At 63.5% G+C, this 26,754-nt stretch carries 26 protein-coding genes; 9 read left to right on the top strand and 17 right to left on the bottom strand.

Annotated elements, in window-relative coordinates; genetic code table 11:
• Positions 1-82 precede the first annotated feature (82 nt).
• The gene (locus tag JG739_RS11770) at positions 83-1,117 is read right to left on the bottom strand and encodes a hydantoinase/oxoprolinase family protein (protein ID WP_202366599.1); all 1,035 of its coding nucleotides are present in this window, start codon (positions 1,115-1,117) and stop codon (positions 83-85) included.
• 56 nt (positions 1,118-1,173) lie between these two features.
• Here JG739_RS11770 and JG739_RS11775 point away from each other — a divergent pair, with 56 nt between their 5' ends.
• The gene (locus JG739_RS11775) at positions 1,174-1,872 is read left to right on the top strand and encodes a HisA/HisF-related TIM barrel protein (RefSeq protein WP_202366600.1); all 699 of its coding nucleotides are present in this window, start codon (positions 1,174-1,176) and stop codon (positions 1,870-1,872) included.
• Between the two features lie 556 nt (positions 1,873-2,428).
• On the opposite strand, the gene fae is transcribed toward JG739_RS11775, so the two are convergent.
• The 7 genes from fae to JG739_RS11810 form a co-directional block, all read right to left on the bottom strand.
• A complete protein-coding gene (fae, locus tag JG739_RS11780; RefSeq protein WP_095489033.1) occupies positions 2,429-2,935 on the bottom strand; it encodes a formaldehyde-activating enzyme in 507 nt (168 codons plus the stop codon).
• A 168-nt stretch (positions 2,936-3,103) separates the two neighbouring features.
• Positions 3,104-3,940: a triphosphoribosyl-dephospho-CoA synthase gene (locus JG739_RS11785; RefSeq protein ID WP_244749822.1), complete on the bottom strand. Its 837-nt coding sequence runs from the start codon at positions 3,938-3,940 to the stop codon at positions 3,104-3,106.
• A 59-nt stretch (positions 3,941-3,999) separates the two neighbouring features.
• Entirely contained in the window at positions 4,000-4,956 is a 957-nt protein-coding gene (locus tag JG739_RS11790; RefSeq protein ID WP_202366601.1) for an ATP-grasp domain-containing protein, read from the bottom strand.
• A 79-nt stretch (positions 4,957-5,035) separates the two neighbouring features.
• Positions 5,036-5,992, bottom strand: coding sequence for a methenyltetrahydromethanopterin cyclohydrolase (gene mch / locus JG739_RS11795; RefSeq protein WP_202366602.1), 957 nt, complete (start codon positions 5,990-5,992; stop codon positions 5,036-5,038).
• On the bottom strand, positions 5,989-7,137 hold the full coding sequence (locus JG739_RS11800) for an ATP-grasp domain-containing protein (protein ID WP_244749824.1): 1,149 nt from the start codon (positions 7,135-7,137) through the stop codon (positions 5,989-5,991). Before JG739_RS11800 ends, mch begins: the two co-directional genes overlap by 4 nt.
• On the bottom strand, positions 7,115-8,008 hold the full coding sequence (locus tag JG739_RS11805; protein ID WP_202366603.1) for an NAD(P)-dependent methylenetetrahydromethanopterin dehydrogenase: 894 nt from the start codon (positions 8,006-8,008) through the stop codon (positions 7,115-7,117). The genes JG739_RS11800 and JG739_RS11805 overlap by 23 nt, the downstream gene beginning before the upstream one ends.
• Before the next feature lie 60 nt (positions 8,009-8,068).
• Positions 8,069-9,037, bottom strand: a complete 969-nt coding sequence (locus JG739_RS11810; RefSeq protein WP_202366604.1) for a beta-ribofuranosylaminobenzene 5'-phosphate synthase family protein — start codon at positions 9,035-9,037, stop codon at positions 8,069-8,071.
• Positions 9,038-9,175: 138 nt separating this feature from the next.
• Here JG739_RS11810 and JG739_RS11815 point away from each other — a divergent pair, with 138 nt between their 5' ends.
• Positions 9,176-9,556, top strand: coding sequence for a 4a-hydroxytetrahydrobiopterin dehydratase (locus JG739_RS11815; protein ID WP_202366605.1), 381 nt, complete (start codon positions 9,176-9,178; stop codon positions 9,554-9,556).
• Between the two features lie 61 nt (positions 9,557-9,617).
• Here JG739_RS11815 and JG739_RS11820 read toward each other — a convergent pair whose 3' ends face one another.
• Positions 9,618-10,196, bottom strand: a complete 579-nt coding sequence (locus tag JG739_RS11820; protein WP_244749826.1) for a beta-ribofuranosylaminobenzene 5'-phosphate synthase family protein — start codon at positions 10,194-10,196, stop codon at positions 9,618-9,620.
• Positions 10,197-10,334: 138 nt separating this feature from the next.
• Between JG739_RS11820 and JG739_RS11825 the strand changes: the two genes are divergently transcribed.
• From JG739_RS11825 to JG739_RS11845, 5 genes are all read left to right on the top strand, one after another.
• Positions 10,335-10,715 (top strand): 4a-hydroxytetrahydrobiopterin dehydratase, encoded by a 381-nt coding sequence (locus JG739_RS11825; protein ID WP_202366605.1) that lies wholly within the window; start codon positions 10,335-10,337, stop codon positions 10,713-10,715.
• Positions 10,716-10,833: 118 nt separating this feature from the next.
• Positions 10,834-11,937 (top strand): tungsten formylmethanofuran dehydrogenase, encoded by a 1,104-nt coding sequence (locus JG739_RS11830; RefSeq protein WP_202366606.1) that lies wholly within the window; start codon positions 10,834-10,836, stop codon positions 11,935-11,937.
• Positions 11,931-13,562, top strand: coding sequence for a formylmethanofuran dehydrogenase subunit A (locus JG739_RS11835; protein ID WP_202366607.1), 1,632 nt, complete (start codon positions 11,931-11,933; stop codon positions 13,560-13,562). Before JG739_RS11830 ends, JG739_RS11835 begins: the two co-directional genes overlap by 7 nt.
• A complete protein-coding gene (gene fhcD / locus JG739_RS11840) occupies positions 13,550-14,458 on the top strand; it encodes a formylmethanofuran--tetrahydromethanopterin N-formyltransferase (RefSeq protein WP_202366608.1) in 909 nt (302 codons plus the stop codon). Before JG739_RS11835 ends, fhcD begins: the two co-directional genes overlap by 13 nt.
• Positions 14,455-15,264 (top strand): formylmethanofuran dehydrogenase subunit C, encoded by an 810-nt coding sequence (locus JG739_RS11845; RefSeq protein WP_202366609.1) that lies wholly within the window; start codon positions 14,455-14,457, stop codon positions 15,262-15,264. Before fhcD ends, JG739_RS11845 begins: the two co-directional genes overlap by 4 nt.
• Before the next feature lie 38 nt (positions 15,265-15,302).
• Here JG739_RS11845 and JG739_RS11850 read toward each other — a convergent pair whose 3' ends face one another.
• Genes JG739_RS11850 through JG739_RS11860 form a run of 3 tightly spaced genes read right to left on the bottom strand, consistent with a single transcriptional unit; the run spans position 15,303 to position 18,871 of the window.
• On the bottom strand, positions 15,303-16,127 hold the full coding sequence (locus JG739_RS11850; RefSeq protein WP_202366610.1) for an alpha/beta hydrolase: 825 nt from the start codon (positions 16,125-16,127) through the stop codon (positions 15,303-15,305).
• A gap of 11 nt (positions 16,128-16,138) precedes the next feature.
• Positions 16,139-17,626, bottom strand: a complete 1,488-nt coding sequence (locus JG739_RS11855) for an NAD-dependent succinate-semialdehyde dehydrogenase (protein ID WP_202366611.1) — start codon at positions 17,624-17,626, stop codon at positions 16,139-16,141.
• Between the two features lie 18 nt (positions 17,627-17,644).
• On the bottom strand, positions 17,645-18,871 hold the full coding sequence (locus tag JG739_RS11860; protein ID WP_202366612.1) for an iron-containing alcohol dehydrogenase: 1,227 nt from the start codon (positions 18,869-18,871) through the stop codon (positions 17,645-17,647).
• A 142-nt stretch (positions 18,872-19,013) separates the two neighbouring features.
• Between JG739_RS11860 and JG739_RS11865 the strand changes: the two genes are divergently transcribed.
• Complete coding sequence (locus JG739_RS11865; RefSeq protein WP_202366613.1) at positions 19,014-19,715, top strand: GntR family transcriptional regulator; 702 nt, start codon at positions 19,014-19,016, stop codon at positions 19,713-19,715.
• Between the two features lie 63 nt (positions 19,716-19,778).
• Entirely contained in the window at positions 19,779-20,372 is a 594-nt protein-coding gene (locus JG739_RS11870; protein WP_095518861.1) for a DJ-1/PfpI family protein, read from the top strand.
• 450 nt (positions 20,373-20,822) lie between these two features.
• Here JG739_RS11870 and JG739_RS11875 read toward each other — a convergent pair whose 3' ends face one another.
• From JG739_RS11875 to uxuA, 5 genes are all read right to left on the bottom strand, one after another.
• Positions 20,823-22,331, bottom strand: a complete 1,509-nt coding sequence (locus JG739_RS11875) for a tripartite tricarboxylate transporter permease (RefSeq protein WP_202366614.1) — start codon at positions 22,329-22,331, stop codon at positions 20,823-20,825.
• Between the two features lie 10 nt (positions 22,332-22,341).
• Positions 22,342-22,803: a tripartite tricarboxylate transporter TctB family protein gene (locus JG739_RS11880; protein WP_202366615.1), complete on the bottom strand. Its 462-nt coding sequence runs from the start codon at positions 22,801-22,803 to the stop codon at positions 22,342-22,344.
• A gap of 102 nt (positions 22,804-22,905) precedes the next feature.
• The gene (locus JG739_RS11885; RefSeq protein WP_202366616.1) at positions 22,906-23,877 is read right to left on the bottom strand and encodes a tripartite tricarboxylate transporter substrate-binding protein; all 972 of its coding nucleotides are present in this window, start codon (positions 23,875-23,877) and stop codon (positions 22,906-22,908) included.
• Between the two features lie 280 nt (positions 23,878-24,157).
• Positions 24,158-25,321 carry an IS4 family transposase gene (locus tag JG739_RS11890; protein WP_199202850.1) on the bottom strand — a complete coding sequence of 388 codons (1,164 nt, stop codon included), beginning with the start codon at positions 25,319-25,321 and terminating at the stop codon, positions 24,158-24,160.
• Between the two features lie 182 nt (positions 25,322-25,503).
• Positions 25,504-26,712 (bottom strand): mannonate dehydratase, encoded by a 1,209-nt coding sequence (gene uxuA / locus JG739_RS11895; protein ID WP_202366617.1) that lies wholly within the window; start codon positions 26,710-26,712, stop codon positions 25,504-25,506.
• Positions 26,713-26,754: the final 42 nt, after the last annotated feature.

Below are 26,754 nucleotides of genomic sequence, written 5' to 3' on the forward strand. Positions count from 1 at the left end.
CTGTTGCGACCTTGCGCTGGTACGAGTTGGGATCTTTCAAGCCGGTCTCATCGAACCGACTGATCGGATGGCCATAAAGCATCTACGATTGAGATCCCGCCAGCAGCGCCACCGCTGACGCAGGTGCGACGCTGCTGGCTTCGCCACGAACGGCGTCATCTGCGGGGATGATCTCGGCGAAGTCGACGAAGCGGCGTTCCATGCGTTCGGCCAGCCGCCTGATCTGCCAGCGGCCGGTTCCGGCGCCGACGATCGGCACGTCCCGCGCCATGGGCCCGGCAACCAGGGACGCTGCGTCGTGGATCTTGCGCAATTGCTGTTCGCTGAACCAGCGCGCGACTTCGCGCCATTCCGGCAGGGTCAGCTCGGTGGCGTCGCGCCCGATCATGCGCGCCAGCCGGGCGATCGAACCATCGACGGTCTTTTCCTTGCCGTCGGCGGAAGCGTGCCTGTCGTCCTTCTCGTCGAGCACCTCGAGGATCCGGTGCGCGTCGGCGATCGAGGCGAAATACTCGTTCATCAGCGGTGTCAGCCTGCCGCGGACGGGGGCCGACGAGGCGACGCCGAACAGGAACGTCCTGGTGAAGCCGGTATAGACCAGTTCGCCGCTCAGAAGCCGTCCGGCATCGGTGTAGCCGTCATTGGCGACGGCGCCATTTTTGATGGCGATGATGTCCGTGGTGGTCGAGCCCATGTCGACGAACAGGGCATCGCCGGCGAGCTTTGCCACCAACGACGCTGTCGCATGCCAGTTGGCGGAGGCGACATCGCCGCTCAGTCGCGCTGCCTGCTCGGCCCCGACAAAGCCGGACGGTCCGGCATAAATCAAGTTTTCGCCTGGGACCCGGGCTGAAATCTCATCCAGCAGGGCCGCGACGCCGGCGTCGCGGGACGGAAAGATATCAGCCAGTTCGCCGGTCATGGTGAATGCGTTGAGATCGGCGCCGGCATAGATCGGAGCCGTTTCCTCGAATGCCGAGGTCAGGGTATGGAGCCCGAGCCAAAGCGGCGTGGCGATGGTTACTGCCTCGACGATGCGGCCGTCTTGCGCACGCGTCACCTTCAGATGCGCGCCGCCAATATCGAAGCCGGCAACGATGCTCTTTCTTTTTTCCACACTTCAAGCTTTCATCACAGTTGGTAAGGGGCAGTCGGTCAGCGAGAAAAACAGCGTTGCGTATCATTCCGGTTCTCGACCTGAAAGGCGGCGAAGTGGTGCGCGCCCAGCAAGGAAACCGCGATCGCTACAGGCCAATCGTCACGCCGCTCAGCCAAAGTTCCGATGTCGTGGCGGTCACCGAGGGCCTGCGCCGGCTTTACCCTTTTGCGGCCTTTTATATCGCCGATCTCGATGCCATCGAAGGCGGAACGCCAAACAGCGGCGCGCTTGCCCGGCTGAAGGCGATGGCGCAGCCGCCGGAGCTTTGGGTCGATGCCGGCTTCGCCGACGAGAAAACACTTTCGGCAGCACTTGCCGAACCCTGGCTTTGCCCGGTCCTGGGTTCCGAATCGCAGCAGGACGACGCGCTGCTGCGGCGTTTTTGCGATCATCCGGAGCTTATCCTGTCGCTGGATTTCTTCGACGACGGGTTTCGCGGCCCGGCAGCATTTCTCGACGAGCCGGCACTTTGGCCGCAAAAAGTGATCGTCATGACATTGGCCAAGGTCGGTTCCGCCTCCGGTCCCGATTTCACGCGGCTCGAGGCGATCAAGGCGAAGGCTGGAAGCCGCTCCGTCATCGCGGCCGGCGGGGTACGCAGCGAGGCTGACATTCGCGCCCTTTCATCGCTCGGTATCGCTGCGGCGCTGGTCGCAACCTCGCTGCATGACGGCAGGCTCACGCCGGGGCACCTCGCAACGCTTGGTGCCTGAGGTTTGTGCGCCAAGACGGATCGCCGGCGGTGCCAAGCTGGAACACCCCTCGTCCGACCGAGCTTCGCTCGGCCATCTTCTCCCACAGGGAGGCTTTGCGTGGGTCGAGGAGAGGGGGCTGTCGCTCGAGCTCTCAAGACTTGGGTTCCTCGCCCCCGCCAAAGGCGGGGAGAGGTGGCCGCGAAGCGGCCGGAGAGGGGGCTTTCGTAGGGCGCAGTCCCCCTCTCCGTCTCGGCTTCGCCGAGCCACCTCTCCCCCACTTTCGTGGGGGCGAGGAACCCAAGCTGGAATGAGGCCGCGATCCACACTCCCCTTCGCCCTGCCGGGCATCTCCCCCTTGTATCTTCCTTGCGCACGGAATCACCAATTTTGATTCTGTCCAAAGGCCTCACAGGGGGAGAAGGAAGAGCCGCGCTGCGCCAATCCACCTTCTCCCACAGGAAGGGGAGAAGGCAAGATCGCGCAGCGATGCCTAAAGGCCCAGAAATTTTTTCAGGCGGCGCAACAGACCATCCGGCTCCGCGGAGGGTTTTGCCTGTGCGGGGCTGTCTCTTGTCTAAGCCGCGAACGGATGCTTCACCTGGTCCCGCTTATCCGTGGCTTCGGCGGCCGTCGGCGTTCCTGCGACGGCGCGTTGGATGGCTTCCTTCGTCGCTTCGTAATTGTACTTCTGGATCTTGGCGTCGTCCGCCGCGTCCCAGTGGATGAAAACGCCGACGCAGATGAACAGATCGTCCGCCTCACTGGCGGGAATGATCCCCTCGGCGACGCTGTCCTGTACGGCCTTGGCGACCGCATGCTGGGCCGGGCCGAACATCTGCACCGCCTGCTTGGCGCCCTTGATCGTGACCTTGTTGAACATCACGGTGTTGGGCTTGCACTGAAGATTGGGCGCTATCACCGCCAAGAGCGAGGTAAAGCCGTCCTTGTTGTTGGTCAGCGCGTTGCAAAATGCTGTTTCGACTGCGCTCCCCCGTGGGCCGATGAGCAGGTCGACATGCGCCACTTCGTTGCCGTCTCCTACCAGCGATTCACCGACCATTACTTTCGAGATCTTTGCCATGCCAATTCTCCTCCAAGACACAGTTATGGTGTCCAAAGACGCCGCAAACCGAGCGAGCGCTCGATGGACAGCTATCCTTGTTGGCAGCGCCCGGAGATCCGGGCCGGTTGGCTGGATAGCCGCGGAAGCCCAGCTTCCGCCCGCGAAAGTCAACCACCAACGTCGCGATTATGCAAGCTGAACGCCGAGGGTGTGGACTAAAAGAGTAGCCACGGTCAGGTCGGCCGAGGTGCCGGGGTTGAGGTTGTCGGCCTTCAGCCGGCGGTCCAGTTCCATGAGCAGACGAATGCGTGACGCCTCGTCATCATTGGCATGCAGCGCCGCTTCAACGGCAAGGGCTTGTTGGCGCGCCAGATCTGCGACTTCAGCGCCATGCTTGCGCACCACATGACTGTCCGGGAAGCCGGCGAGAAACGCCATATAGGCGAATACCGTCGGCCACATGCCGCCTTCGCCGCGTGCCAAGGCCGCTTGCAGAGCCGCAAGCCCGACGCCGAACACGTCGCCGAAACCGGTGACATACTGGCGGGCGATCATGTCGCGGTCGGCCGCCTCCCGCATGGCTTCGAGCAGATGAACTTTTGGCTCCTGCCGCACATCGTTCGCGGCCTCTCCGAGGCCGCCCGGCGCGGCGGCGACGATCGCCTCGAACACAGCCCTGGTATCGTCCATGCTCATCGCGCGCAGCACCGCGTCGAGATTGTCGCGCAGTCTCTTGTCGGGCAGGCGATTGTCGGGCAGTCGATCGTCGTGCAGTTGGGCGTCCGCCATTTCGGCGGCGCACAGCAGTGGCCCTGCGAGAAGGATGATACCGAGATTGGTGTTGGTCGCGACCGCCAGGCGTGTCGCGCGGACCGCTTCCAGCATGCGCCGTCCGACCGGCAGGCGCGGATCGGTCAGCGGTATGGACGAGACCTCGGCGCTGGTCATAAACTGGGCAGCGGACATGCCGTGCCCGTCGGCGAACAGATGCACGTTGCCCGGTTTCAGCGCCTCGATCTCCATCCGGCAGGCGTCCTTGTAGGCAAGCCGGAGGCGTTCACGCGAAAGCGCCATGCCGTCGGTCACGAATTCGCCGGCGCGGTGAGGCGGTAGGGTCGCGTCGCCGCCGCCTCGCTGCGATCAGTCAGGAATTTCAGCAGGGCGTCGGCAATCGCGTCGGCGATGTTGACCGCGACGACTGATTGAAGCCCGGACCAGGCGGGCATGCTGTTGACCTCCAGCACGAACAGCTTGCCGTCGGCCGCTGGCACGATATCGACGCCGGCGAAATCCGCGCCGATTGCGGCGGCGGCGGCCCCTGCCAGCGCCGCCAGTTCGGTTTCGCCATGCCCCGAAACCAGCTCTGAAACCAGTTCGGGCACCGCCCCGCGATTGACGTTGGTGATCCAGTCGTCGCCACGCCGGCTCATCATCGCCAAAACTTCGCCGGCGCAGACGAATACGCGAAAATCGCGGTAAGGAGGGCCGGGACGCGGCACGTAATGCTGGAGATAGTAGACGCCGTTCACCTCGTCCTCGGCGGGGAGATCGGACAGTGTCTCGATCAGCCGGATGCCGCGGCCCTGGGCGCCGAAAAGCGGTTTCAGCACCAGCGGCGTGAACGGCAGTTCGCGTCTGGCGACCGCTTCGGCCATGGCAAAACCCTCGACCGCAAATGTCGGCGGCGTCGGCAGGCCGGCATTCTTGAGGAGGAAGGTGGTCATCGATTTGTCGACGCAGCGTTCTATCGCCTGCGCGGAATTCCACACCGGAATGGAAAGCTTGCCGAATGCGTGCAGCACGCCGAGACGCCGGGTGACCGCTTCGAACGATCCGGCGGCGATCGAACGGACAAGCACGGCGTCGGGCAGCGCGCCGTCGAAGCCGGGGATCGACAGTCCGCTCGGGCTGCCGGTGTCGAACGCGATCGCCGCCAGCGGCACGGTTGCGACCACGGCGCCGCGCCGCTCCAGCCTTGCCGCCAGGCCCCTGGAGCGGGCGTCCGAGTTGTCGCTGACGATCAGGATGCGAGGGATCATGTCACGCCCTGGATACCGGTATAGCGAAATCCGGAACGAGCGGCCCGGCAGGCGGATGAATCCATTCCAGCGCCATGGTCTAGCCAAGACTCCGTTCGAGCATCTGCAGATCACGCTCGCCGGCGCGAAACGTATCGCCGGTCTCGATCGCCGTGACGATTACTTCGGCCGGGCTGAACAGCAGCGGATCGATGGCATAGAAATCACCTTTGAACCGCTTGAACACTTCGGCGAAGGGCTGGCCGTGGTCGCGCGAGGCGCGGCTCGGCAGTCGCTCGGCGAGTTCGCTGGCATCTTTCGACGAGCCTTTTACAAAAAGCTGGACGCTGCCGCCATAGATGATGGCATCGTTGGTTCTGCCCATTGCAGTCAGGAAATCCGGATGCGGAGCGGGGATAGGCGCCGTGCCGATGCCGTCGACGACGTTCTCCAGCGGAAATTTGAGATCGTTGGTCTTGTGCAGCGCAACCTCGAGCGCACGCGCAACGATCTGCACGCCGCCCGCAAGGCTTTGTGTCGGCGCATAGAGGAAGGTGAGCTTTTCGGGTGCCAATCCGGTTGCCCTGCCGACCTTCTCGACGATTGCCTGGGGCGGCGGTTCGGCCGTCTCCAGGATCAGCACGGCGGACGACGCGGTGTCGCGATAGGAGAGTGTTTCGAACAGCGGTTCGACGCGGGCGAGCGCTCGCGCCGGTCCCGACCCCATGGCAAAATAGCCCTGGCTCGACAGGTTCCAGCCCGCATACTGGCTGCCCAGGCAGGCAAGCACCGGCTGCGACGACTGCACTTCGACGGTGAGCGGCCATTTCTGCGACCCACGGTCCATGGCGACCGAAATGCTGCCGAGGCCGCCCATCGCGGCTTCCGCCATGCGCAGCCCGGCCTCGACGCCGCCGGCGGCCCTGGCGCCGGCATCGATCAGGCACTCGCCCAATGGCCCGGTGGAAACGGCGATACGCAGGCGTTCGGCGTCGCCGATCATGCCGTCGATGATGCGCTGGGCATTGTCGTTGAGGAATGCCGAACCATCTTTCATGTCCGGTCTCCTTCCCATTGGTGTTGCAACCGGCTGGCTTGTCCCTTGATCAGCCGCCTGGCCAGATCGGCGCTCGGACCGCGCGCGAAGATGGTGCAGACCGGATCGCCGGCAATCAAACGGGTACCGGGCGACTGATGGTCGGCAGTCCACTCAGGCCAGGCGATCGATGGAAACCGGGCGATCGGCGCCGCTGCGTAGGTCACCATCGACGCCATCGAATCGATGAAGCGCGGCAGACGGTATGTCTTGCCTGCCGCGGCGCGCAGATGCGCTTCGATCAACGGCGCGTCGGCATCGTCGAAGATGTCGAGCGTGGCGCCGGGCCGCGGATTGATCTCGATGAGCTTATAGCCATCCGGTCCGCGAATGAGATCGGCACTGCACAATCCAACCAGGCCGGCGCGGCGCGCCAGACCTGAAAGCCAGCCGCGGATCATCGCCGCCTGCCTGCGGTCGAAGCGCCTCAACCGCACGGCGCCGCCATAGCGATAGGGCGCTGCCGGGGCGGGCGACGCCCATTGCCGGCTGAAGCCGACGATGTCAGCGCTTTGGCCGTCGCCGACGAACAGGGCCGAGATGCTGCGGCCGGCAACGAAGCGCTGGAAATAACGGCCGCCCGAAGGCTCACTCTGTAATGCCGGGGTATCTCCGGCGGCCCGTCTGATATGCGCGCCGCCGGCGCCGCCCGCGATCTTGACCACCCAGTTCTCCGGATCGGCCGGCGGGTCCCATCGGAATTGCGGATGCGGAATGCCGAGTTCGGCGCAATCGGCGGCAAGCAATTGCGGGTCCTTGATCCTGCGGATCGCGGCGCCGCTGTTGCCGGCGAGCGGAAAATGGCGCGCGATCTCGTCGACGGCCTCTGTCATCCGCTCGAAGCCGGAACCCAGGATGATGGCGACCGGCTGGTCGTCTCCAGCCAGTTGCCGAAGCGTTTCGATGATGCGCTCGCGGTCGATGCCGCCTTGCAGGTCGCCCGGCAGCATTGTCGCGCGCTCGGCAAGCGCCACCGTGTCTGTGTCGCAAAAGAAATCGGCGACCAGCGGACGATAGCCCGCGCGGCGGGCAGCGGCAGCCAGCGCCCGGCCTGAAATCGCCGCGATCAGCAGAGATCCGGTGTTATTTGGCGATCTCGCGTGCAAGGGCAAATGCTTCCTGGAAATCGAGCGTGATAGTTTTTTCGGCTTCGATCATTCTTTTGAAGAGGCCGAACTCGACCTTGTATTTTACGTTGCCGATGGCGAGCGGACCAATGCCGACAGCTTTTGCCGCTTCGAGCGGATCGCCATTGGCATTCACGGCCACGCCTTCGATGCCCGCCGGTGGAACCGCATTGACGTCGGCGGCAATGAGCAGGCCGTCGCCTTTCAACTGGGCTTTCGAGACCACCTGGACGCCGGCCTTGGCGCAGGCCAGGATCACCTCGCTCGCCTCGACCAGCTTGGTCTTGCGGGCGTCGGTTGATCCGTCTGCCGCATCCACGGCGATGTCGAATCGGTTTTTGATCTCGGCCGCGATCTGCTCGACCCTTGCGATGCCGTCATGACCGACAAGCGTCACCCCCGCGCCTTCCCTGGCGGCGATGACGGCGGTGCAGAAGCCGACGACGCCGGTAGCGCCGAAGACAGCGATCCTCGTGTCTTTCAGCCCGCGCTCGAATTTCTTCTCCAGCGCTTTTTCGACCTTGGCCACCATCGCCGCCGCGGTGGTGAACGAGCCGGCCGGATCGGCGAATACCGAAACCTGGAAAGGCGGCACCATCGCCTTTCGCGCTGCCTCGAACATGTCGAGCGCCAGCGCGGCATCCTTGCCGGCGATGAAGATGCCGGTATCGACGCCCGCATCGGGCGGGCGCGAAAAGATCGCGTCCTGCACGAGGCCCGTCACCTCTCCCAGGCTTACATCGACATAGGGGACGACGGCGTCGAAACCTGCATCGAGCGCCATGTTCACGTCGAACGGGCTCATATGCTTCAGCGGCGTCAGCATGTGCAGGATATGTTTGCGGGCCATTTTTCGCCTTTCTGCCACTTCTCATTGTTCGACTTGAGCGTGATCGCGTTTGCCCAGCCGTCAGCTGCCGACGAGATCAAGTCTGGTCGAACTGATCTTCGCGCCGGAATTCCTGCCCTTGACGATCCTGATCTCGATGCCGTCTTCAACTGTCTGCTGAACCGCGCTGACGAAGCTGGCTGCGGCGTCTTGCGATGGGGCAAAGGCAAACCCTGTCGGCCCCCACGAGCTCTGGCCGATGCCAACGGCGCCTGCCTGGTTGAGAGCATGGGCCACCCTCTCGACCCGCTTCGAGGTGAACACGCCACCTTGCGCCGGGGCGAAATGGGTGCCGATCATCATCTGGATCGCGGCGACGGCGGCGCCGAAGGCTGGCAGGTCGTGCTCGATCAAAGCCGGCATGATGCCCATCAGCACCCGCCGGCAGATCTCGCCGCTGCCGGACGCCGGGAACGGCGGCAGCGAACGAAACGCGGCGATCTCGGCCTCGCCATGCAGTCCATGGCCGCCATGGTCGAGGATCAGGATGACGCGCCACGCTTCCGGGAACGGCAGTCGCGCCACGACCGGCGGCGGCCTGCCGCTGTCGTCCTTGCCGGCGTCGACAATGACGCCACCGCTTTCGAAGCTGGCGATGCCGATGCCGGATCGTCCGCCGCGCTCGAGCAGGGTCGCATCGTTGCCGATATCGAGAGGCAGTTTGTGGAGCGTGCGCAGCGCCGCGGCGACGGCAAGGGCGATCTGCGTGCCGGAGCCGAGGCCGGCATGGCTCGGGATCGACTGTTCGACCACCAGACGGTGCTGGCCGCGAATGCCGAGATGGCTGCAGAGCGTCGACAGATGTTCGCCGGCGCGCCGGCTCTCAGCGCCTTCGACGATGGTCTCGCTGGACCGTGACAGGGTGACTGTTGTTTCGGGTTCGCTCAGCGGCAGCCCGACGCTGCCAAAGCGACGCCCGGTATCGCCGTTGAGATCGAGGAAGCCAAGATGCAGGCGGGCGGGCACTCGTATGGTAACAGAATTCGACATCTACCCCCCGATGGGTGCATCATAGACGCATCATGGAAGTTTAGGTGCCCGTCGCCATGATAGCTGTTTTCGTCGAAGGGGCAAATCTTCTTTTTGGCCCCGGCGCGAGAACGGACCGGGCAATTCGCGGAGGTCGAGATGAACGAGACGCCGAGGGAAAAAGTCTATTCGGAAGCCGAGATTGCCGGCCGGCTCGAGAAGGAACTGCCGAAATGGTATTACGAGAACGGCTGGATCCGGCGCAAATACAAGACCCATAGCTGGAAATCGACACTGATGGTCATCAACACTGTCGGCCATCTCGCCGAGGCGGCGTGGCACCATCCCGACATCACGGCGTCCTATGCCTGGGTCGAGGTGCGCCTGATGAACCATGCAGCAAAGGGCATCACCGACAAGGACTTCGAGCTGGCCAAAAAGATCGAGGATGTCGTCCAGTGGCAGCCGGCCAGGGAAGGCGGCGCGCTGGAAGGCACTCCGCCGACCGATCAGCGCTTCGCCTACATCAAATATGATTAAGCGCGGTCGGAATTTGTTGATAGCGCATGAAAACATTCGCTAATCTGCTGGCTGGCGGGGTTCACGGCGGCAGCGAACGAAACGCGGCGATCTCGGCCTCGCCATGCAGTCCATGGCCGCCATGGTCGAGGATCAGGATGACGCGCCACGCTTCCGGGAACGGCAGTCGCGCCACGACCGGCGGCGGCCTGCCGCTGTCGTCCTTGCCGGCGTCGACAATGACGCCACCGCTTTCGAAGCTGGCGATGCCGATGCCGGATCGTCCGCCGCGCTCGAGCAGGGTCGCATCGTTGCCGATATCGAGAGGCAGTTTGTGGAGCGTGCGCAGCGCCGCGGCGACGGCAAGGGCGATCTGCGTGCCGGAGCCGAGGCCGGCATGGCTCGGGATCGACTGTTCGACCACCAGACGGTGCTGGCCGCGAATGCCGAGATGGCTGCAGAGCGTCGACAGATGTTCGCCGGCGCGCCGGCTCTCAGCGCCTTCGACGATGGTCTCGCTGGACCGTGACAGGGTGACTGTTGTTTCGGGTTCGCTCAGCGGCAGCCCGACGCTGCCAAAGCGACGCCCGGTATCGCCGTTGAGATCGAGGAAGCCAAGATGCAGGCGGGCGGGCACTCGTATGGTAACAGAATTCGACATCTACCCCCCGATGGGTGCATCATAGACGCATCATGGAAGTTTAGGTGCCCGTCGCCATGATAGCTGTTTTCGTCGAAGGGGCAAATCTTCTTTTTGGCCCCGGCGCGAGAACGGACCGGGCAATTCGCGGAGGTCGAGATGAACGAGACGCCGAGGGAAAAAGTCTATTCGGAAGCCGAGATTGCCGGCCGGCTCGAGAAGGAACTGCCGAAATGGTATTACGAGAACGGCTGGATCCGGCGCAAATACAAGACCCATAGCTGGAAATCGACACTGATGGTCATCAACACTGTCGGCCATCTCGCCGAGGCGGCGTGGCACCATCCCGACATCACGGCGTCCTATGCCTGGGTCGAGGTGCGCCTGATGAACCATGCAGCAAAGGGCATCACCGACAAGGACTTCGAGCTGGCCAAAAAGATCGAGGATGTCGTCCAGTGGCAGCCGGCCAGGGAAGGCGGCGCGCTGGAAGGCACTCCGCCGACCGATCAGCGCTTCGCCTACATCAAATATGATTAAGCGCGGTCGGAATTTGTTGATAGCGCATGAAAACATTCGCTAATCTGCTGGCTGGCGGGGTTCACGGCCGATCCAGTTTCGTCTAGGATCGAGCCGGCACCAGAAAGTAGCGTAGTGAATGGCGGTTGCTTGGATCGGCAACCGGGAAACGCTGGTCGAGCGCGCGGCTGCACATGCCGCCGCGCTGTTGGGGTCGAGCCGGTGCCCGGTTTTCAGCCTGGATACGGATATACACGGCACCAGGGCGGCGATCGCGCTGGCTGAGCGGGTTGGCGCGGCATACGATCATGCCGATGGCGCGGTAGTTGCCCGGGAGGCCGCGCTTTTTACCGACAAAGGCGCGATGACCGTGGCGCCCGGCGAGACGCGACGGCGCGCCGATGTCGTGGTGATCGTCGGCGAACTCCCAAAAATCCATCATCAATTTGTCGGCGAACTCGCCGAGACGGTTCCCGATCTCTCTCCCCCCCTCTCAGGCAGGAATCGGCGCGAAATCTTTGTGGTCGGGTCGAACGAAACGACGGCGCCGCCATTGAGCAACGGGCGGACGGCGACGCTGCTGTTCTGCGGCGAGGCAAGCCTCGGCGCGACGCTGGCGGCGCTGCGGGCACAGTGGAGGGGGCGCCAGACATCGCAGCCGGTGTCGAATTTCGACGATTTCGCCAAAGCCCTGGAGGCTGCGCATTTTCCCGTCTTCCTGTTTTCAGGCGGCGCAACCGAAGGGCTGGCGCTGGAGATGCTGCACGGGCTGATCACCGATCTCAACCGCAAATCGCGGGCATCCGGCCTGCATCTGCCGGCGAGCGAAGATGGCTGGGGAAGCGCGCTCGCCTCGACCTGGATGACCGGTTTTCCGTTGCGAACCGGCTTTGCGCGCGGCTTGCCCGAATTCGATCCCTGGCGTTACGATGTCGCGCGCATGATCGCTGCCGGCGAAGCCGACCTGCACCTGCGGATCTCGTCCTCAATCGTCCAGCCGCAGAAGAAAAGGAACCGCATGGCGCTGATCGCGCTGGCGAAAACGCAGCAGCCGGTCGCGGGCGCTGCGGTCACCATCGCCATCGGCGAAGCGGGCGTCGATCACCAGGCGGTGGTCTATTCCAGCCGCACCGGTTCGCTAAGGTCGGTCGACGCGCGAGCGGCGTCTGAACTGCCGTCTGCTGCGACTGTCATCCGGCTGGTTGCCAGTCATGTCTCCGCCGAGGCGGCGTTGCCATGCTGACGAAAATCGCCGGCGGCGACATCATCGATCCGGTCAACGGCCGTCTCGGCAAGGGCGACCTGTGGATCAGGGACGACAAGATCGTTGCGGCGCCGGCCGGCGGCTCTGCCGACCGGACCATCGACGCTGCCGGCTGCATCATCATGGCGGGCGCCATCGACATCCATTCCCACATCGGCGGCGGCAATGTGAATACGGCGCGGCTGCTGTTGCCCGAGCAGCATGCTGCGCACCAGGCGCGGCCGGCGACGACGCCGCTCTCCAATGCCGGCTGGTCGACCTTCCAGACCGGCTGCCTCTACGCCAAGATGGGTTTCACCACGGTGGTCGAGCCGGCGATGTCGCCGGGAGCAGCACTTCACACCCATCTCGAACTGGCCGACATCCCGATCATCGACAAGGCGACGCTGGCCATTCTCGGCAACGACGATTTCCTGCTGTCGATGATCCGCGACGACGCCTCCTCGCACATGATCGAGGACTATGTCGCCTGGACGGTCGCCTCGACGCGGGCGCTTGGGGTCAAGGTGATCAATGCCGGTGCAGCGGCCGCCTTCAAGGAAAACGTCCGCACCTTCTCACTGGACGATGTGGTGCCTTCCTATGGCGTCAGCTCGCGCAAGATCGTCAAGACGCTGCAGGCGGCCGTCGACAGCCTTGGCGTCCCGCATCCGCTGCATGTCCATTGCAACAATCTGGGCAGCCCCGGATCGGCGGACACGGCGGCCGCGACGATCGCGGCGGCGGAGGGATTGCCGCTGCACCTCGCCCATCTCCAGTTCTACGGCTACGGCATGGAAGGCAAGCGCAGGTTTTCCTCGGCCGCGGCGCGTCTTGCCGAACTGGTCAATGCGACGCCGGAAGTCACCATCGATATCGGCCAGGTGATGTTCGGCCAGACGGTCACCGTCTCCTCCGACGTCATGCGGCAGTTTTCGGCGCGTGGTAGCGCGCAGCCGAAGAAATCCGTCATTCATGACGGCGACGGCAATGGCGGCGGCATCGTGCCCTACCGCTATTCCAAGGATTTCTATGGCACGATGCAGTGGGCGATCGGGCTCGAGCTTTTTCTGCTGATCGACGATCCGTGGCGTGTCTTCTTCACCACCGATCATCCCAACGGCGCGCCCTTCACCGCCTATCCGGCTTTGTTCGAGCTGCTGATGAGCCGGGAGGCGCGCACCGAAATGATTGCCGGACTTTCACCTTCGGCCATGGCGCTCTCGACCCTTTCCGCGATCGACCGCGAATACACGTTCGAGGAAATCGCCATCATGACGCGCGCGGCCCCGGCCAGGCTGCTCGGGCTGACGGACCGCGGCCATCTCGGCGCCGGCGCTATCGCCGATATCGCTGTCTACCGCAGGGACCAAAATATCGCGAAAATGCTGGGGCAGGCGGCGTATGTCTTCAAGGACGGCGATCTCGTCGTGCAGGACGGAGAGATCACCCACTACCGCTGGGGCAAGGCGCTCAGGCTCAATCCGTCGCCGGACAAGGCGATGCTGCGGCGCCTGGAGGATTATCACCAGCAGCGCTACGGCCTGTCGCTGGACTGGTTCGATTTTCCGGATTCGGCGGTCGCGCGCGAACAGCATTTCGGCGAGGTTGCATGCCGAACGTGAGCGTAAATGGCATCGTGATCGACGATACCTTTGCCGAGGCCTTCGGCATGCGCGCGACCGCCATCATCATCACCGCCCCGAACCGGAAATGGGCGCGCCAGGCGGCGGTCACCATGACCGGCTTCGCCACCTCGGTGATCGGCTGCGGCTGCGAAGCGGCAATCGATGTCGAACTGCCGCCATCGGCGACGCCGGACGGCCGGCCCGGCTGCCGCGTGATGATTTTTGCGATGGGAACAGACGAGCTGCAGAAGCAACTGCTCAATCGCGTCGGCCAGTGCGTCTTGACCTCGCCGGGTTCGGCCTGCTTCGCCGGACTGGAAGGCAGCGCCGCGTTGAAGCTCGGTTCGGCGCTGCGTTATTTCGGCGACGGTTGGCAGATCTCCAAGAAAATCGGCGGCAGGCATTTTTGGCGCGTTCCCGTCATGGACGGCGAATTCCTGTGCGAAGCAACGACCGGGCTGACCAAGGCTGCCGTCGGCGGCGGCAATTTCTTCGTCATGGCTGAAACCAGCGCCAGGGCCTTGCTCGCCGCCGAGGTCGCGGTTGCCGCGATAGGCCTGGTGCCGGGCGCGATCGTGCCATTTCCGGGCGGCATCGCCCGTTCGGGTTCCAAGATCGGCGGTAAATACAAGGGCATGATCGCCTCGGCCAACGAAGCCTACGCGCCGACACTGCGCGGCGTCGTCAGGAGTGAGCTCGGCGCCGACATCAACGCCGTGCTGGAAATCGTCATCGACGGCGAGACCAACGACGCCGTTGCCGCCGCGATGAGGGCCGGCATCAAGGCCGTCATCGAGCTCGGGCCGAAGCGAGGCGCGGTTCGCATCAGCGCCGGCAATTACGGCGGCAAGCTCGGCAAGTTCATCTATTCGCTGAAGGATATGCTGCCGTGAAAGCGCTGACCTTCACCCTTGTCGCCGAGCCGCCCGAGCGCCTTGATCTGTCGCTGCTGACGGCCGAGCGGCTTGCCGGGATCGAAAGGCGCGATTTCGAAAAAATCCGGATCGGCATGTCGAAACATGGATCGAAGGTCGGCGATATTTTTCGCGTCGCCGGCAACAACCTGCTGGACGTCGTCTTCGAAGGCGGCAGCGCGCGCCTCGACCGGGTGGCGGAAGGCATGCGGGGCGGTTCGGTTCGCGTCGTCGGCGATGCCGGCGCCCAGGCCGGGCGCGCCATGCGCGGCGGCACGCTGACGATCGAAGGCAATGCGGGTCCACATGCCGGCTCCGGCATGCGCGGTGGCAGGCTTGAAATAACCGGCAATGCCGGCGATCACCTTGGTGGGCCGCTCGCCGGCGAACTGGCCGGCATGAATGGCGGCGTGCTGATCGTCAGGGGCAAAGCCGGCGCCTTTGCCGCCGACCGCATGCGGCGCGGCCTGATCGCCGTGCTGAAAGGCTCAGGCGATCATCCCGGCAGCCGCATGATCGCCGGCACGCTGGTGGTGGCCGGTGGCGCCGGCGAGATGCCCGGCTATCTGATGCGGCGAGGTTCGATCCTTCTCGACCGCGCGCCGAAAAGCCTGTCGCCGAGCTTCGTCGAATGCGGCGCGCCGGAGAGCGTCTTTGCCGCCCTCATCGATCGCCATCTGATCGCCGAGGGTATTTTGAAACGGCCGCTGCTGGGCAACGCGCCGCAGAGATATGGCGGCGACAACGCAGTGCTTGGCATGGGCGAGGTTCTTTTCCCTCGCTGAGGCGCCGCTGATAACGGCCGGCATGTCTGCGGGGACGGTCAACGGTCGTCGTTGGCAATCAGTTTCGCCAGGCAATCACCCGCCTGGCTCTGGGGCATGCCGAGATCCCTGACACTGTCCATGTGGCTGCGGTTGGTGAGAACAAGCGAAATTACCGACGAACCCTGCTGCAGCAGGTGCTCCTTGAATCGATCTGCCTGCTGATGGAAAGGCGGCGTCTCGTTGGCTCCGACCAGGACCATCGCCCTGGTTTGAGGATCATGCCGATGGGCAAGCGGTGTAAAGCTGGCGACTTCCTCATCGGTGATTGCAATCTCGTTGGCGAGAAAGGAGTTTTGGAGCGGTTTCAGATCGTAGAGCCCGCCGAGCAGAAGGGCTGACCGCACATTGGAGGGGGTATGGTCGCTGTTGAACAGGAACGTCGAAAGATGTGCTCCGGCCGAATGACCGCTGACGGTCAGGTCTGCCGGGTTTCCGCCATGGTCGGCGATATTGTCCTGAACCCACCGCTTGGCGCGGCGGACCTGGTCGACGATCGTCGCCATTCTCACCTTCGGCATCAGAGCATAGTCGACGATGACGGCAATCGCACCGGCCTGGGTAATCGTCGCCGCGACGTATGAGTAGTCGCGCTTGGAGAACATCCTCCAGTAGCCGCCATGGATGAACATGTGCACCGGCAGGCCGCTTCGTTTGCCCGGGGGAAAGAACAGGTCGATGGTTTCGGTCCGATCCGGCCCATAGGCAATGTCGGCAGTCATTGGAATGGTTGCGCGAACGGCCTCGCTGCGGTGAACGATGTCCTGGACGATTTGATCGAAATCCGCGACATGGTCGCGGATGCGGAACGGATCGTTTTGCACTCTTCCTCCGCTCAGATGCTGATGGCGAGGTATTTCGCCTCCATGAACTCGGCAATGCCGTGATGCTGGCCGCCCTCGCGGCCGAGGCCGCTCTGCTTGACCCCGCCGAACGGTGCTGCCGGATCGGACATCAGGCCGCGGTTGAGAGCGATCATCCCGGCTTCGATGCTGGATGCCACCCGCATTCCACGTTGAAGATCGCGCGTGTAGATGTAGGCGGCAAGACCGTATTCGGTGTCGTTGGCGCGGGCGATGATTTCGGCTTCCGTTTCGAATCTCGAGATCGGCGCCACCGGCCCAAAAATCTCCTCGTGCGCCATCTCCGCCTCGGCCGGGACGTCGCAGAGCACGGTCGGCGGATAGTAGTATCCCGTTCCCGAGCCTGCCTCGCCTCCGCACAGCACCCGCGCGCCACGGGCGACAGCATCGTTGACCAGGCGGTCGATCTTGTCGACGGCCTTCCTGGTGATCATCGGACCGCACTCCGTGGCCGCGTCCGGGCCGGCGCCGATCTTGAGTGCCGACATCCGCCTGGCGAGGTTTTTGCAAAACGCATCGTAGACGCCGGACTGGACATAGATGCGGTTTGCGGCCGTGCAGGCCTCGCCGGCGTTGCGCATCTTCGCCACCATCGCGCCATCGACCGCCGCGTCGAGGTCCGCGTCGTCGAACACGAGGAATGGCGCGTTGCCGCCAAGTTCCATCGAACACGAAACCACGTGCTTTGCGGCCTCGGCCAGCAGAACGCGCCCGACATCAGTCGAACCGGTAAAGGAGAGTTTGCGCACCCGCGGATCGGCCAGCATCGCGGCCGTCACCGGGCCGGGCTTGGAGGTTGTCAGAACGTTGACAACCCCCGGCGGGACACCCGCTTCTTCATATAGGGCGGCAAGCGCGTAGGCGGTGAGCGGGGTCTCGCTGGCCGGCTTCAAGATCACTGTGCAGCCTGCAGCCAAAGCGGGCGCGATCTTGCGCGTCGCCATGGCGGCAGGAAAATTCCAGGGTGTGACAAGGACGCAGATGCCGATCGGCTCGTAGTCGACGACGATGCGGTTGGTGCCGGAAGGCGCCATGCCGAATTCGCCGGTGATGCGAACTGCTTCCTCGGCATTCCAGCGAAAGAATTCCGCGGCATAGGCGATTTCGCCACGCGCGTCCCGCAGTGCCTTGCCGTTTTCCAGCGAGATCAGTGTGGCCAGCGTCTCGGAACGCTGCGTCATCAGCTCGAAGCAGCGTCTGAGGATTTCGGAACGCTTGCGCGGCGCCGTCGTGCGCCAGCCATCGGCGGCCTTGGCCGCAGCCTCGACGGCGGCTGCGGCATCTTCGATCGTCGCATCGGGAACCGCAGCGATCACCGCCTCGGTGGAAGGGTCGACAACCCCGATTTCCCTGCCGTCGGTGGATTGCCGCCATTGGCCGCCGATATACAAGCCGTGGGAGAATCTATGGAAACCGGCAGTGTCCTGCTCGTCCTCCAGCAGCTGATGCGATATGTTCATGGCCTGCTCCTCGATTGCTCACATGACAGAGGCGGCGAGGTCGCCATCATAGGCGGCCTGGATCAGGCCCCGCATGGCCGCCGGATCGAATGGACGCGGATTGTTCTTGATGAGACGGTCGATGCCGAGCGCCTGTTCGGCCGTCCAATCGAGCTTGTCGGCGGGGAGCCCGAGCCTGGCCAGCGTAGGCGTGATCCCGATCGCTGCAAACAGCCGGGCGACCTCGTCGATCGTCGCGTCGGCCATCTCAGCGGTGCTCCGGTCCTTGCCGTCGAGACCAAGGGCAAGGCCGATCTCGGCCATCTCGGCGGCCGCGGCGGCCCGGTTGTACTTCATGACATACGGCAGCATGGTGGCGACACCCAGCCCGTGCGCGGTGTGGGTAAGGGCTCCGACCGGATACTGCACCGCGTGCGCCGCCGCCGTTCCGGCAGTGCCGAACGCGCAGCCGGCTGCAAGCGCCCCCATCATCACATCGGTGCGAGCGTCCTCGTCGGCCGGATCGCGGTATGCCTTCTCGAGACTGCGGCCAAGCAGCTTGATCGCGAGCAGCGCAAAATGATCGGTCAGAGCGCTCTTGCCGATGAAGACATGCTGTTGCGGCAGGCTGGGGTCGGTGCCGCGCCTGGCGGCGGTAAAGGCCTCGACCGCGTGCGTCAGCGCGTCTGCGCCGGCGATCGCCGTCAGCCCCGGGGGACATGTCATCGTCAGTTCCGGGTCGCAGATGGCGGCTGCCACGATCAGATGCGGGCTGGAGATGCCTACCTTCATTGTGCGATCCGGATCGGAGATCACCGCGACAGGGGTCACTTCCGAGCCGGTGCCGGCTGTCGTCGGCACCGCGATCAGCGGCAGCGTCGGACCGGGCACCTTGAACTCGCCGTAGTAGTCCTGCAGCAGGCCGCCGTGACTGATGAGCAACGCGGCGCATTTGGCCATGTCGAGACAGCTGCCGCCGCCGATGCCGATCACCATGTCGGGCGCAAAATCCCGCGCCTCCTCGACGCAGACGGCAACCGTATCGCGCGGCACATCGGGCTGCACACGATCGTGCACCAGCACAGCGATCGATGCGCCCTCGAGCGCCGCGATGATCTCGGAGAAGGCGACAGTTGCGGCAAAGCGCTCGTCCGTGCAGACCAGAGCGCGACGGCCGAGCCTGGCCGCAACGGTTGCAATGACTTGGCGCTGACCCTTGCCGAAGAGGATTTCACGCGGCAGCCTTATGGCAGCGAAAAGGCTCATGTTCTTGCGTCCCTCGATGGTGGTGGAAAGGCGAAAGCTCGCCGAACTCGGTCCCAAAAATATCCTCTATTAAATCGTATAGGATATAGGATTGTATTGAGCGAAGCATCGTGTTAGCCAGTGGTCCTGTCAAGAGGCAAAGATGCAGGTCACGAACGCAAGCAACGCCCGAGAAGTCGACCCCGCCGGCGGGCGCATCCAGCGATCCACCAGCCTGGTTGAGGACGTCTATGAAGCGATCTTCGCGCAACTCATGTCGCTGAAGATCGCGCCTGGCTCACGGATCACCGTCGACAGTCTGGTCAAGGAACTCGACGTCTCCCACACGCCAATCCGTGAAGCGCTTGGCCGCCTCGAAGGCGAAGGCCTTGTGCTGAAGACACATTTGATCGGCTACCGCGCCGCGCCGCAGATAACCAGGCGCCGATTTGACGAACTCTATGAGCTTCGCCTGCTGCTCGAGCCGCATGCGGCGGCCAAAGCAGCCGCATTGATGGATGAGACGAAACTTGCGGTGCTTGAGGAGTCAGCAGGCGGCATGGCGCGCCGCGAAGGCAAGGATGAACGGCTGCGTTACTCCAATTTTGCGCGGCAGGACGCCATCTTCCACGACCGGATCATGGAATTTGCCAACAATGAACTGGTGCGCGAGACCCTCGCCTTCCAGCATACCCACTTCCACATCTTCCGCCTGATGTTCCATTCGCGCGTCACCGAGGAAGCGCTCGACGAGCATCAGGCCATCCTGGCCGCCTTCGCCGCCTCCGACCCCGCTGCAGCGGAACAGGCGATGCGCCGTCATATCGAGCATTCCCGTGATCGTTTGCTGCCGGCGTTCGATTGAGATTCGCGCCGCCGGCTAGTCAATGCCCGCCCCCCCTTCCATCCACAAAACGAGGAACCGACCATGCCAGGCAAGAAAATACTGATGTTGACCGGTGAGTTTACCGAAGAATACGAGATCTTCGTCTATCAGCAGGCGATGGAGGCCGTCGGCCACATCGTCCATGTTGTCTGTCCCGACAAGAACGCCGGCGACCTGATCAAGACGTCGCTTCACGATTTCGAAGGTGACCAGACCTACACCGAAAAACCCGGCCACTATGCCTTGCTGAACAAGACCTTTTCGGAGGCGGAAAGACAGCTCGACCAGTATCATGCCGTCTATTGCGCGGGCGGTCGTGGCCCCGAGTACATCCGCACCGACAAGCGCGTGCAGGCGATGGTCCGCCATTTCCACGAAAACAAGAAGCCGATCTTTACCATCTGCCATGGCGTCCAGATCCTGATCGCGGTCGACGGCGTCGTGCGTGGCAAGAAAGTCGGTGCGCTGGCTGCCTGCGAGCCGGAAGTGACGCTGGCCGGCGGAACCTATATCGACTTGTCGCCGACTGAGGCCTATGTCGACGGAACGATGGTCTCGGCAAAGGGCTGGACCGCACTAGCCGCGTTCATCCGCGAGTGCCTGAAGGTGCTGGGAACGGAAATCCGCCACAACTGAGTCGATCGTCCGATGCATCGCAGACGGGATGTATCGGCGCGCTCCAAAATCCGGCTCGGTTTTTGCAGTTCCTAGACCTCTTGCATTTTCGGATATGATCGACTCGACCGGGCTCGCACTCGCTCCGGTCGGGACCCGTCTGAGGTGGTCCTCCTGCTGGCTGCCGTGGCCGCCGGGCAATGCCATGAGGAATGCAAGCGGCTCAGAATAAAAGCGCTGCGTAGCGATCCTTCGCGCCCCCCTCTGTCCTGCCGGACATCTCCCCCACAAGGGGGGAGATCGGCTGTCATTGCGGCTTTCGCCAACGTCCAGCGTTGATGAACAGGCGCCGTCAGCGAAGCTGCCAATCTCCCCCCAAGTGGGGGAGATGTCCGGCAGGACAGAGGGGGGCGCCTCGCTCCGCCATCAAAGGTACTGCACCGTCGTGACGCTCTGGCCGCGTGACTTTCGCTAATTCTCCTCCACGAACACCTCTTCGCGCTTCTTCTTGACCGCCGGCAGGAAGACGATGACGAGCACGGCGAACGCGATGAACAGCAGACCGGCGCTGATCGGCCTGGTCACGAAGGTGGTCGGGTCGCCGCGCGCGAGAATCATGGCGCGGCGCAGGTTTTCCTCGAGCAGCGGGCCGAGCACGAAGCCGAGCAGCAGCGGCGCCGGTTCGCAGCGCAGCTTGGTCAGGAGATAGCCGAGCAAGCCGAAGAAGGCGACGGCGTAGAGGTCGTAGATGTTGGTGTTGACGCTGTAAACACCGATCGAGCAGAACGCCATGATGATTGGGAAGAGCACGTAATAGGGGATCGTCAGCAGTTTCACCCAAAGCCCGATCAGCGGCAGGTTCAAGATGATCAGCATCAGATTGCCGATCCACATCGAGGCGATGATGCCCCAAAACAGCGCCGGCTGTTCGGTCGCGACATTGGGGCCGGGCACGATGCCCTGGATGATCATCGCGCCGATCATCAGCGCCATCACCGGGTTGGCCGGAATGCCGAGCGTCAGCATCGGGATGAAGGAGGTCTGCGCACCGGCATTGTTGGCCGATTCCGGTCCGGCGACGCCTTCGACGGCGCCCTTGCCGAATTCCCCGGGGTTTTTCGAGATGCGTTTTTCGACCGTGTAGGAGGCGAAGGCTGCAAGGATCGCGCCGCCACCCGGCAGGATGCCGAGCGCCGAACCGATGATGGTGCCGCGCACGATGGGCGCCGCCATGCGGCGAAAGTCTTCGCGGGTCGGCATCAGGCCGGAGACCCTTCGGATCATCACCGAGCGCTCGTGCTCGTTTTCGAGGTTGCGGAGGATCTCGGCGACGCCGAAGACGCCGACCGCCACCGCGACGAAATTCAGCCCGTCGGCATATTCGCGGATGCCGAGCGTGAAGCGCGGCGTGCCGGTGTAGATGTCGGTGCCGACAAGGCCGAGCAGCAGCCCAAGCACGACCATCGCCAGCGCCTTGACAATCGAGCCGTGGGCGAGCGCGACGGACGAGACAAGGCCGACGATCATCAGCGAAAAATACTCGGCCGCGCCGAATTCCAGCGCGATCGCCGTCAGCGGTGGAGCGAAAACTGCCACGAGGAAGGTCGACACCGTTCCGGCGAAGAACGAGCCTATCGCCGCGATGGCGAGTGCCGCCCCGGCGCGGCCGTTCCTGGCCATCTGGTAGCCGTCGATGGCGGTGACGGCCGACGAGGATTCGCCAGGCATGTTGATGAGGATGGCGGTGGTCGAGCCGCCATATTGCGCGCCGTAATAGATGCCGGCGAGCATGATAAGGGAGGAAACCGGGTCGCCGATCTGGAAGGTGATCGGCAACAGCATGGCGATGGTGGCGGTGGCGCCGATACCGGGCAAAACGCCGATCAGCGTGCCGAGAAGGACGCCGATCAGGCAGAAACCGAGATTTGCCAGCGACGAGGCCGTCGAAAAACCGAGCGCGAGATTGTCGAGGAGTTCCATGGTCATCTCCTCAAAACTGTAGCCACGGGCCGAAGCGCTGGAACGGCAGGCCGAGCGCATAGCTGAAGACGAGGAACGCGAACAACGTCAGGCCGGCGGAGAGCACGAGCGCGGTCAGCGGCCTCATGCGACCGCTGGCAAACGATGCGATCAGCGCCGTCAGGAAGATCGAGGGGAGGAAGCCGAGGCCGCGCACGGTCAGGCCGAAGAAGATCGGGGCAGGCAGGATGAACAGCATGCCGCGCCAGGCTACATGGCCGATCGGCTCGCTCTCGAAGCGCACCGCTTCGATGAGGATGACGGCGCCAAGCAGGATCAGCACGATCGCCAGGACCAGCGGGAAATAGCCCGGTCCCATGCGGAAGGCGGTGCCGATCTCGAGGCCGAGCGACTGCAGCGCAAAAAATCCGCCGAGAAAGATGAACAGCGCGGCGCATATGCCGTTGGTCGTGTCGATTGTGAAAGGTTTCATGACGTCCTCCCAGACCCGCGCCGCGGGCGCCCCGATGCCGGTGTGAAAATGGGGCCGGTGTGAAAAAACGGGGCGCTGGTGGGCGCCCCGTTTGTGAAAACCTCAGTCGGCGTATTGGCCGGCGGCTTCGATGATCGGCTTCCAGCGCGCGATCTCGCCTTCCAGCTTGGCCTTCAGCGCGGCCGGAGTCGCGTCAGCTTCAGACGACGGCTTGGTGCCGAGTTCGGCGAAGCGGGCGACGACATTCTGGTCCTTCAGCGCGACCTGAAGCGACTTCGACAGCCGTTCGGTGACCTCGGCCGGCGTGCCCTTGGGCGCGTAGAGGCCGTGCCAGATGCCGACCTGCACCTCCGGCAGACCGGCTTCCGTCGTGGTCGGGACGTCCGGCAGAACATCGAGGCGTTCAGCCGAGGTGACGGCGTAGACCTTGATCGTGCCGCCCTGGATCTGCTTGGTGGTGTTCGTCGACTGATCGCACATGATGTCGACCTGGCCGCCGAGAAGGTCGGTCATCGCCGGTCCGGTGCCCTTGTAGGGCACGGTGACCAGTGGCGTGCCGATGGCGCTCATGAACAGCATGCCGCACAGATGCGAGGCCGCGCCTATGCCGGCATTGGCGACGGTGACGGTATCCTTGTTGGCCTTGGCGTAGTCGACCAGCCCTTTCAGGTCGGTCGGCTCGAGGTCCTTGCGGCCGACGATGGTCATCGGCACCTCGGTGACGAGACCGACATATTCGAAGCTGTTCAGCGTGTCGTATGCGAGCTTTCTGTACAGCGTGGCGCTGGTCGCCATGCCGATGTGATGGAGGAGCAGCGTATAGCCGTCGGGATCGGCCTGCGCGACGCGACCGGCGCCCAGCGTGCCGCCGGCGCCACCGACATTCTCGACGATGATCTGCTGGCCGAGATCCTTCGACATGGCTTCCGCGACGAGGCGCGTGACCGTGTCGGTCGGGCCGCCGGCCGAAAACGGCACCACGACGGTGATGGTGCGTTCGGGATAGGTTTGCGCGCCCGCGGCGAACGAATACAGCGTAGCGGCGGCGGCCAGAGCGGCGGCGAATTTTCTCATTTTGATTTCCTCCCAGGATATGAATTCCCAACCGCCTCCTGGAGTCCTTCTCAACGCCGGCTGCGGGTGGACCAATAACGAGCGTAACCTAGCGGATTGCAATCTGACTCAAGCCGCAAGCTGCTATTATACACAAGTCCGCGCAAATCAGCCGAAGAATGCAGCGGCTCAGGATAAATGCTGATGCAGCGATCCTTCGCGCCCCCCTCTGTCCTGCCGGACATCTCCCCCCGCCAAAGCTGCCAATCTCCCCCCTTGTGGCAGGGCTGTCCGGGGAAAGTTATTCATAAATGAAGGCCATCTGATTGGGAGAGGCTCGGTCCCTTGGTCGGCTTGGATTGACCGGTGGCGGCTTATCGATGGTGTGCAGTTTCCGCCGCCCGAACAAGTATTGAGCGACCAGTTCTGTGAACCTCAAGATAGGAATAGTGACGCGGCGGGTGCGCGCGACAATGCGCAGCAGCGCAAAGGCGATCATTGCGGCAAAGAGTTGCAGGCGGATTGCATTGCCGTTGTTGCCGAGGAACTTGCGGATCTTGAGGTGCTGCTTGATCCATCGGAACAGAAGCTCGATGTGCCAGCGGCCTTTGTAAAGCCGTCCAATCTCGACGGCAGAGCGCTCCAGATCGTTGGTCAAAAGCGTGATGGTGTCGCCCGTTTCGCGCTGAACGCGCAGGCGACGCAGCCGCATCGGCAGCTTGCAAGCAGCCTTGCTGACCAAGCTTACCTCACTGTCTTCCACAACCAGGAAGCCGTCGCCCTGCGGCTCGGCTATAGGGCGATCACGCAGCAGCGCCAGCCTCATGTTGGATTTGGGCCGCGTCACGAAGATCGATCCGGCTTCGGCGATCGCCGTCCACCAGCCATAATGGCAGTAGCCCTTGTCGAACACGTAGGTCGCTCCAGCTTCGATCGTGATCTGGCGACCGACCTGGGCGTCGTTGACGTTGGCGTCGGTGATGTCGAGGACGCGCGGACAGTCGGTCTTCGGGTCATAGACGACATGCACCTTCATGCCGCGAATGCGCCCGTTCGACTTGGCCCAATCGCACAGTTTGCCGAGCGGAATGGGGGTCGAGTCGATCAGCCGCAGCATTGCTTCGCCCTCGCGCCGCATTTGCCTGTCGAGCAGGTTCGCCACCAGACCGAACGCCTCGGCAAAGATGGCGACCGGACGCCGTCTGTTGGCATCCGACAAGGTCGAACGCATCAACGGACCGCTGCCCAGGTGATAATGATGCTGGCTGTTGGCGTTCCAGCCGGCTTCCAGGCCACGCAAGCTGCTGCTGCCGCAGAACTGGGCATAGATCAGCGCCACCAGATGATCCCAGCTTCTGAACGATTTGTCGTACGCATCCCCGTCGTGGCGATCCACAATTGCTTGGAATTGACGCCGATCGATGGGTTCAAGAAGCTGCCCGAAGATGCTAGGTGCAAAGCGCATGCCCCGTTCCTTTTCTGAGTCTCGACAACCAGAGAAAAGACGGACAAACCCCGTTTTACGGGGCATGCACATGTGGCATTTCGATTCACTCAAAACTTTCCCCGGACAGCCCTGCCCTTGTGGGGGAGATGCCAAGTTTTGACAAAGAGGGCAGGACAGAGGGGGGCGCCTCGCTCGGCACGCTAAGCTGATATCGACCTGCGAATCGCAAGTTCGACGCCACGCAGCTCGGCCAATCCTTTGAGCCGACCGATGGCCGGATAGCCGGGCTGCGCCCCGCGCGTCAGGTCGTCGAGGATATCCTGGCCGTGGTCGGGGCGCATCGGGATGACGGCGTCCTGGCGACCTTCGGTCTTGCGCCGCGCTTCCTCGTGGAGCAGCGCCGCCACCACTGCCACCATGTTGGTGTCGCCGGCAAGATGCTCGTCCTCGTGGAACGAGCAGGGGGTGCCGGCCGCTTCCTTGTGCACATTGCGCAGATGCGCAAAGTGGATTCTTGGGCCCATCCGCTCGATCATGCCGGGCAGATCATTATCCGGTCTTGCGCCGAGCGATCCGGTGCACAGCGTCGCGCCGTTGGCCGGGCTGTCGACTGCGTCCAGAACGTAGCTGTAGTCGGCCTCGGTCGACATGATGCGCGGCAGGCCGAGCAGCGGAAACGGCGGATCATCGGGGTGGCAGCAGAGACGCAGGCCGAGGCGCTCAGCCGTGGGCACGACCTCCGCCAGGAAATCGACGAAATGCCGGCGCAGGGTTGTTGCGTCGATACGGTCATAATTTGACAGTTGAGCCGCGAGACCGTCGAGAGACGTGTCTTCGGTCGAGCCGGGCAGGCCGGAATTGACGTTTTTTGCCAGAATCTTCCGGGCACGGTCATCCATGCGCGCATATCGGCGCTCTGCCTCGGCGGCGATCTCCGGGGTATAATCGCCGGGCGCCGCTCGGCGTTTCAGGACATGGATGTCGAATACGGCGAAGTCGATCAGATCGAAGCGCATGGTGGTGCCGCCATGCGGCAGGCGCCAGGCAAGATCGGTGCGGGTCCAATCGAGTACCGGCATGAAATTGTAGCAGATGACCGAAATGCCGGCCCGCGCCAGGTTTTCCAGCGAAGTCCTGTAGTTGGCCAGATGGCTGCGCCATTCGCCGACCTGCGTCTTGATCGCTTCGGAAACCGGCAGGCTTTCGACAATCTCCCAGTTCAGTTCGCTTGCGCTTCCATCCGGCAACGACGCGACTTCGCGCTGACGCCTTTCGATTTCAGCGGGCGGCCAGACGGCGCCGTGAGCAACGTGGTGAAGCGCCGTGACGATGCCTTGCGCCCCGGCTTGACGCGCATCCGCAATCGTCACCTTGTCGACCGGGCCGAACCAACGCCACACATTTCTCATTCGAGCACTCCGTTAAAAAACGCTGCGCACCCTCGGTCAGGC

Source organism: Mesorhizobium sp. L-2-11 (assembly GCF_016756595.1).
GTDB lineage: Bacteria > Pseudomonadota > Alphaproteobacteria > Rhizobiales > Rhizobiaceae > Mesorhizobium.

Excerpts from the sequence above, each read along its gene's own strand:
- mch (WP_202366602.1), bottom strand. The coding sequence starts at position 5,992 with ATGAAAGATGGTTCGGCATTCCTCAACGACAATGCCCAGCGCATCATC.
- JG739_RS11875 (WP_202366614.1), bottom strand. The coding sequence starts at position 22,331 with ATGGAACTCCTCGACAATCTCGCGCTCGGTTTTTCGACGGCCTCGTCG.
- JG739_RS11885 (WP_202366616.1), bottom strand. The coding sequence starts at position 23,877 with ATGAGAAAATTCGCCGCCGCTCTGGCCGCCGCCGCTACGCTGTATTCG.
- JG739_RS11830 (WP_202366606.1), top strand. The coding sequence starts at position 10,834 with ATGGCGGTTGCTTGGATCGGCAACCGGGAAACGCTGGTCGAGCGCGCG.
- fae (WP_095489033.1), bottom strand. The coding sequence starts at position 2,935 with ATGGCAAAGATCTCGAAAGTAATGGTCGGTGAATCGCTGGTAGGAGAC.
- uxuA (WP_202366617.1), bottom strand. The coding sequence starts at position 26,712 with ATGAGAAATGTGTGGCGTTGGTTCGGCCCGGTCGACAAGGTGACGATT.
- JG739_RS11855 (WP_202366611.1), bottom strand. The coding sequence starts at position 17,626 with ATGAACATATCGCATCAGCTGCTGGAGGACGAGCAGGACACTGCCGGT.
- JG739_RS11785 (WP_244749822.1), bottom strand. The coding sequence starts at position 3,940 with ATGGAGATCGAGGCGCTGAAACCGGGCAACGTGCATCTGTTCGCCGAC.
- JG739_RS11790 (WP_202366601.1), bottom strand. The coding sequence starts at position 4,956 with ATGATCCCTCGCATCCTGATCGTCAGCGACAACTCGGACGCCCGCTCC.
- JG739_RS11890 (WP_199202850.1), bottom strand. The coding sequence starts at position 25,321 with ATGCGCTTTGCACCTAGCATCTTCGGGCAGCTTCTTGAACCCATCGAT.
- JG739_RS11880 (WP_202366615.1), bottom strand. The coding sequence starts at position 22,803 with ATGAAACCTTTCACAATCGACACGACCAACGGCATATGCGCCGCGCTG.
- JG739_RS11815 (WP_202366605.1), top strand. The coding sequence starts at position 9,176 with ATGAACGAGACGCCGAGGGAAAAAGTCTATTCGGAAGCCGAGATTGCC.
- JG739_RS11825 (WP_202366605.1), top strand. The coding sequence starts at position 10,335 with ATGAACGAGACGCCGAGGGAAAAAGTCTATTCGGAAGCCGAGATTGCC.
- JG739_RS11835 (WP_202366607.1), top strand. The coding sequence starts at position 11,931 with ATGCTGACGAAAATCGCCGGCGGCGACATCATCGATCCGGTCAACGGC.
- fhcD (WP_202366608.1), top strand. The coding sequence starts at position 13,550 with ATGCCGAACGTGAGCGTAAATGGCATCGTGATCGACGATACCTTTGCC.
- JG739_RS11865 (WP_202366613.1), top strand. The coding sequence starts at position 19,014 with ATGCAGGTCACGAACGCAAGCAACGCCCGAGAAGTCGACCCCGCCGGC.
- JG739_RS11870 (WP_095518861.1), top strand. The coding sequence starts at position 19,779 with ATGCCAGGCAAGAAAATACTGATGTTGACCGGTGAGTTTACCGAAGAA.
- JG739_RS11810 (WP_202366604.1), bottom strand. The coding sequence starts at position 9,037 with ATGTCGAATTCTGTTACCATACGAGTGCCCGCCCGCCTGCATCTTGGC.
- JG739_RS11820 (WP_244749826.1), bottom strand. The coding sequence starts at position 10,196 with ATGTCGAATTCTGTTACCATACGAGTGCCCGCCCGCCTGCATCTTGGC.
- JG739_RS11860 (WP_202366612.1), bottom strand. The coding sequence starts at position 18,871 with ATGAGCCTTTTCGCTGCCATAAGGCTGCCGCGTGAAATCCTCTTCGGC.
- JG739_RS11805 (WP_202366603.1), bottom strand. The coding sequence starts at position 8,008 with ATGGCCCGCAAACATATCCTGCACATGCTGACGCCGCTGAAGCATATG.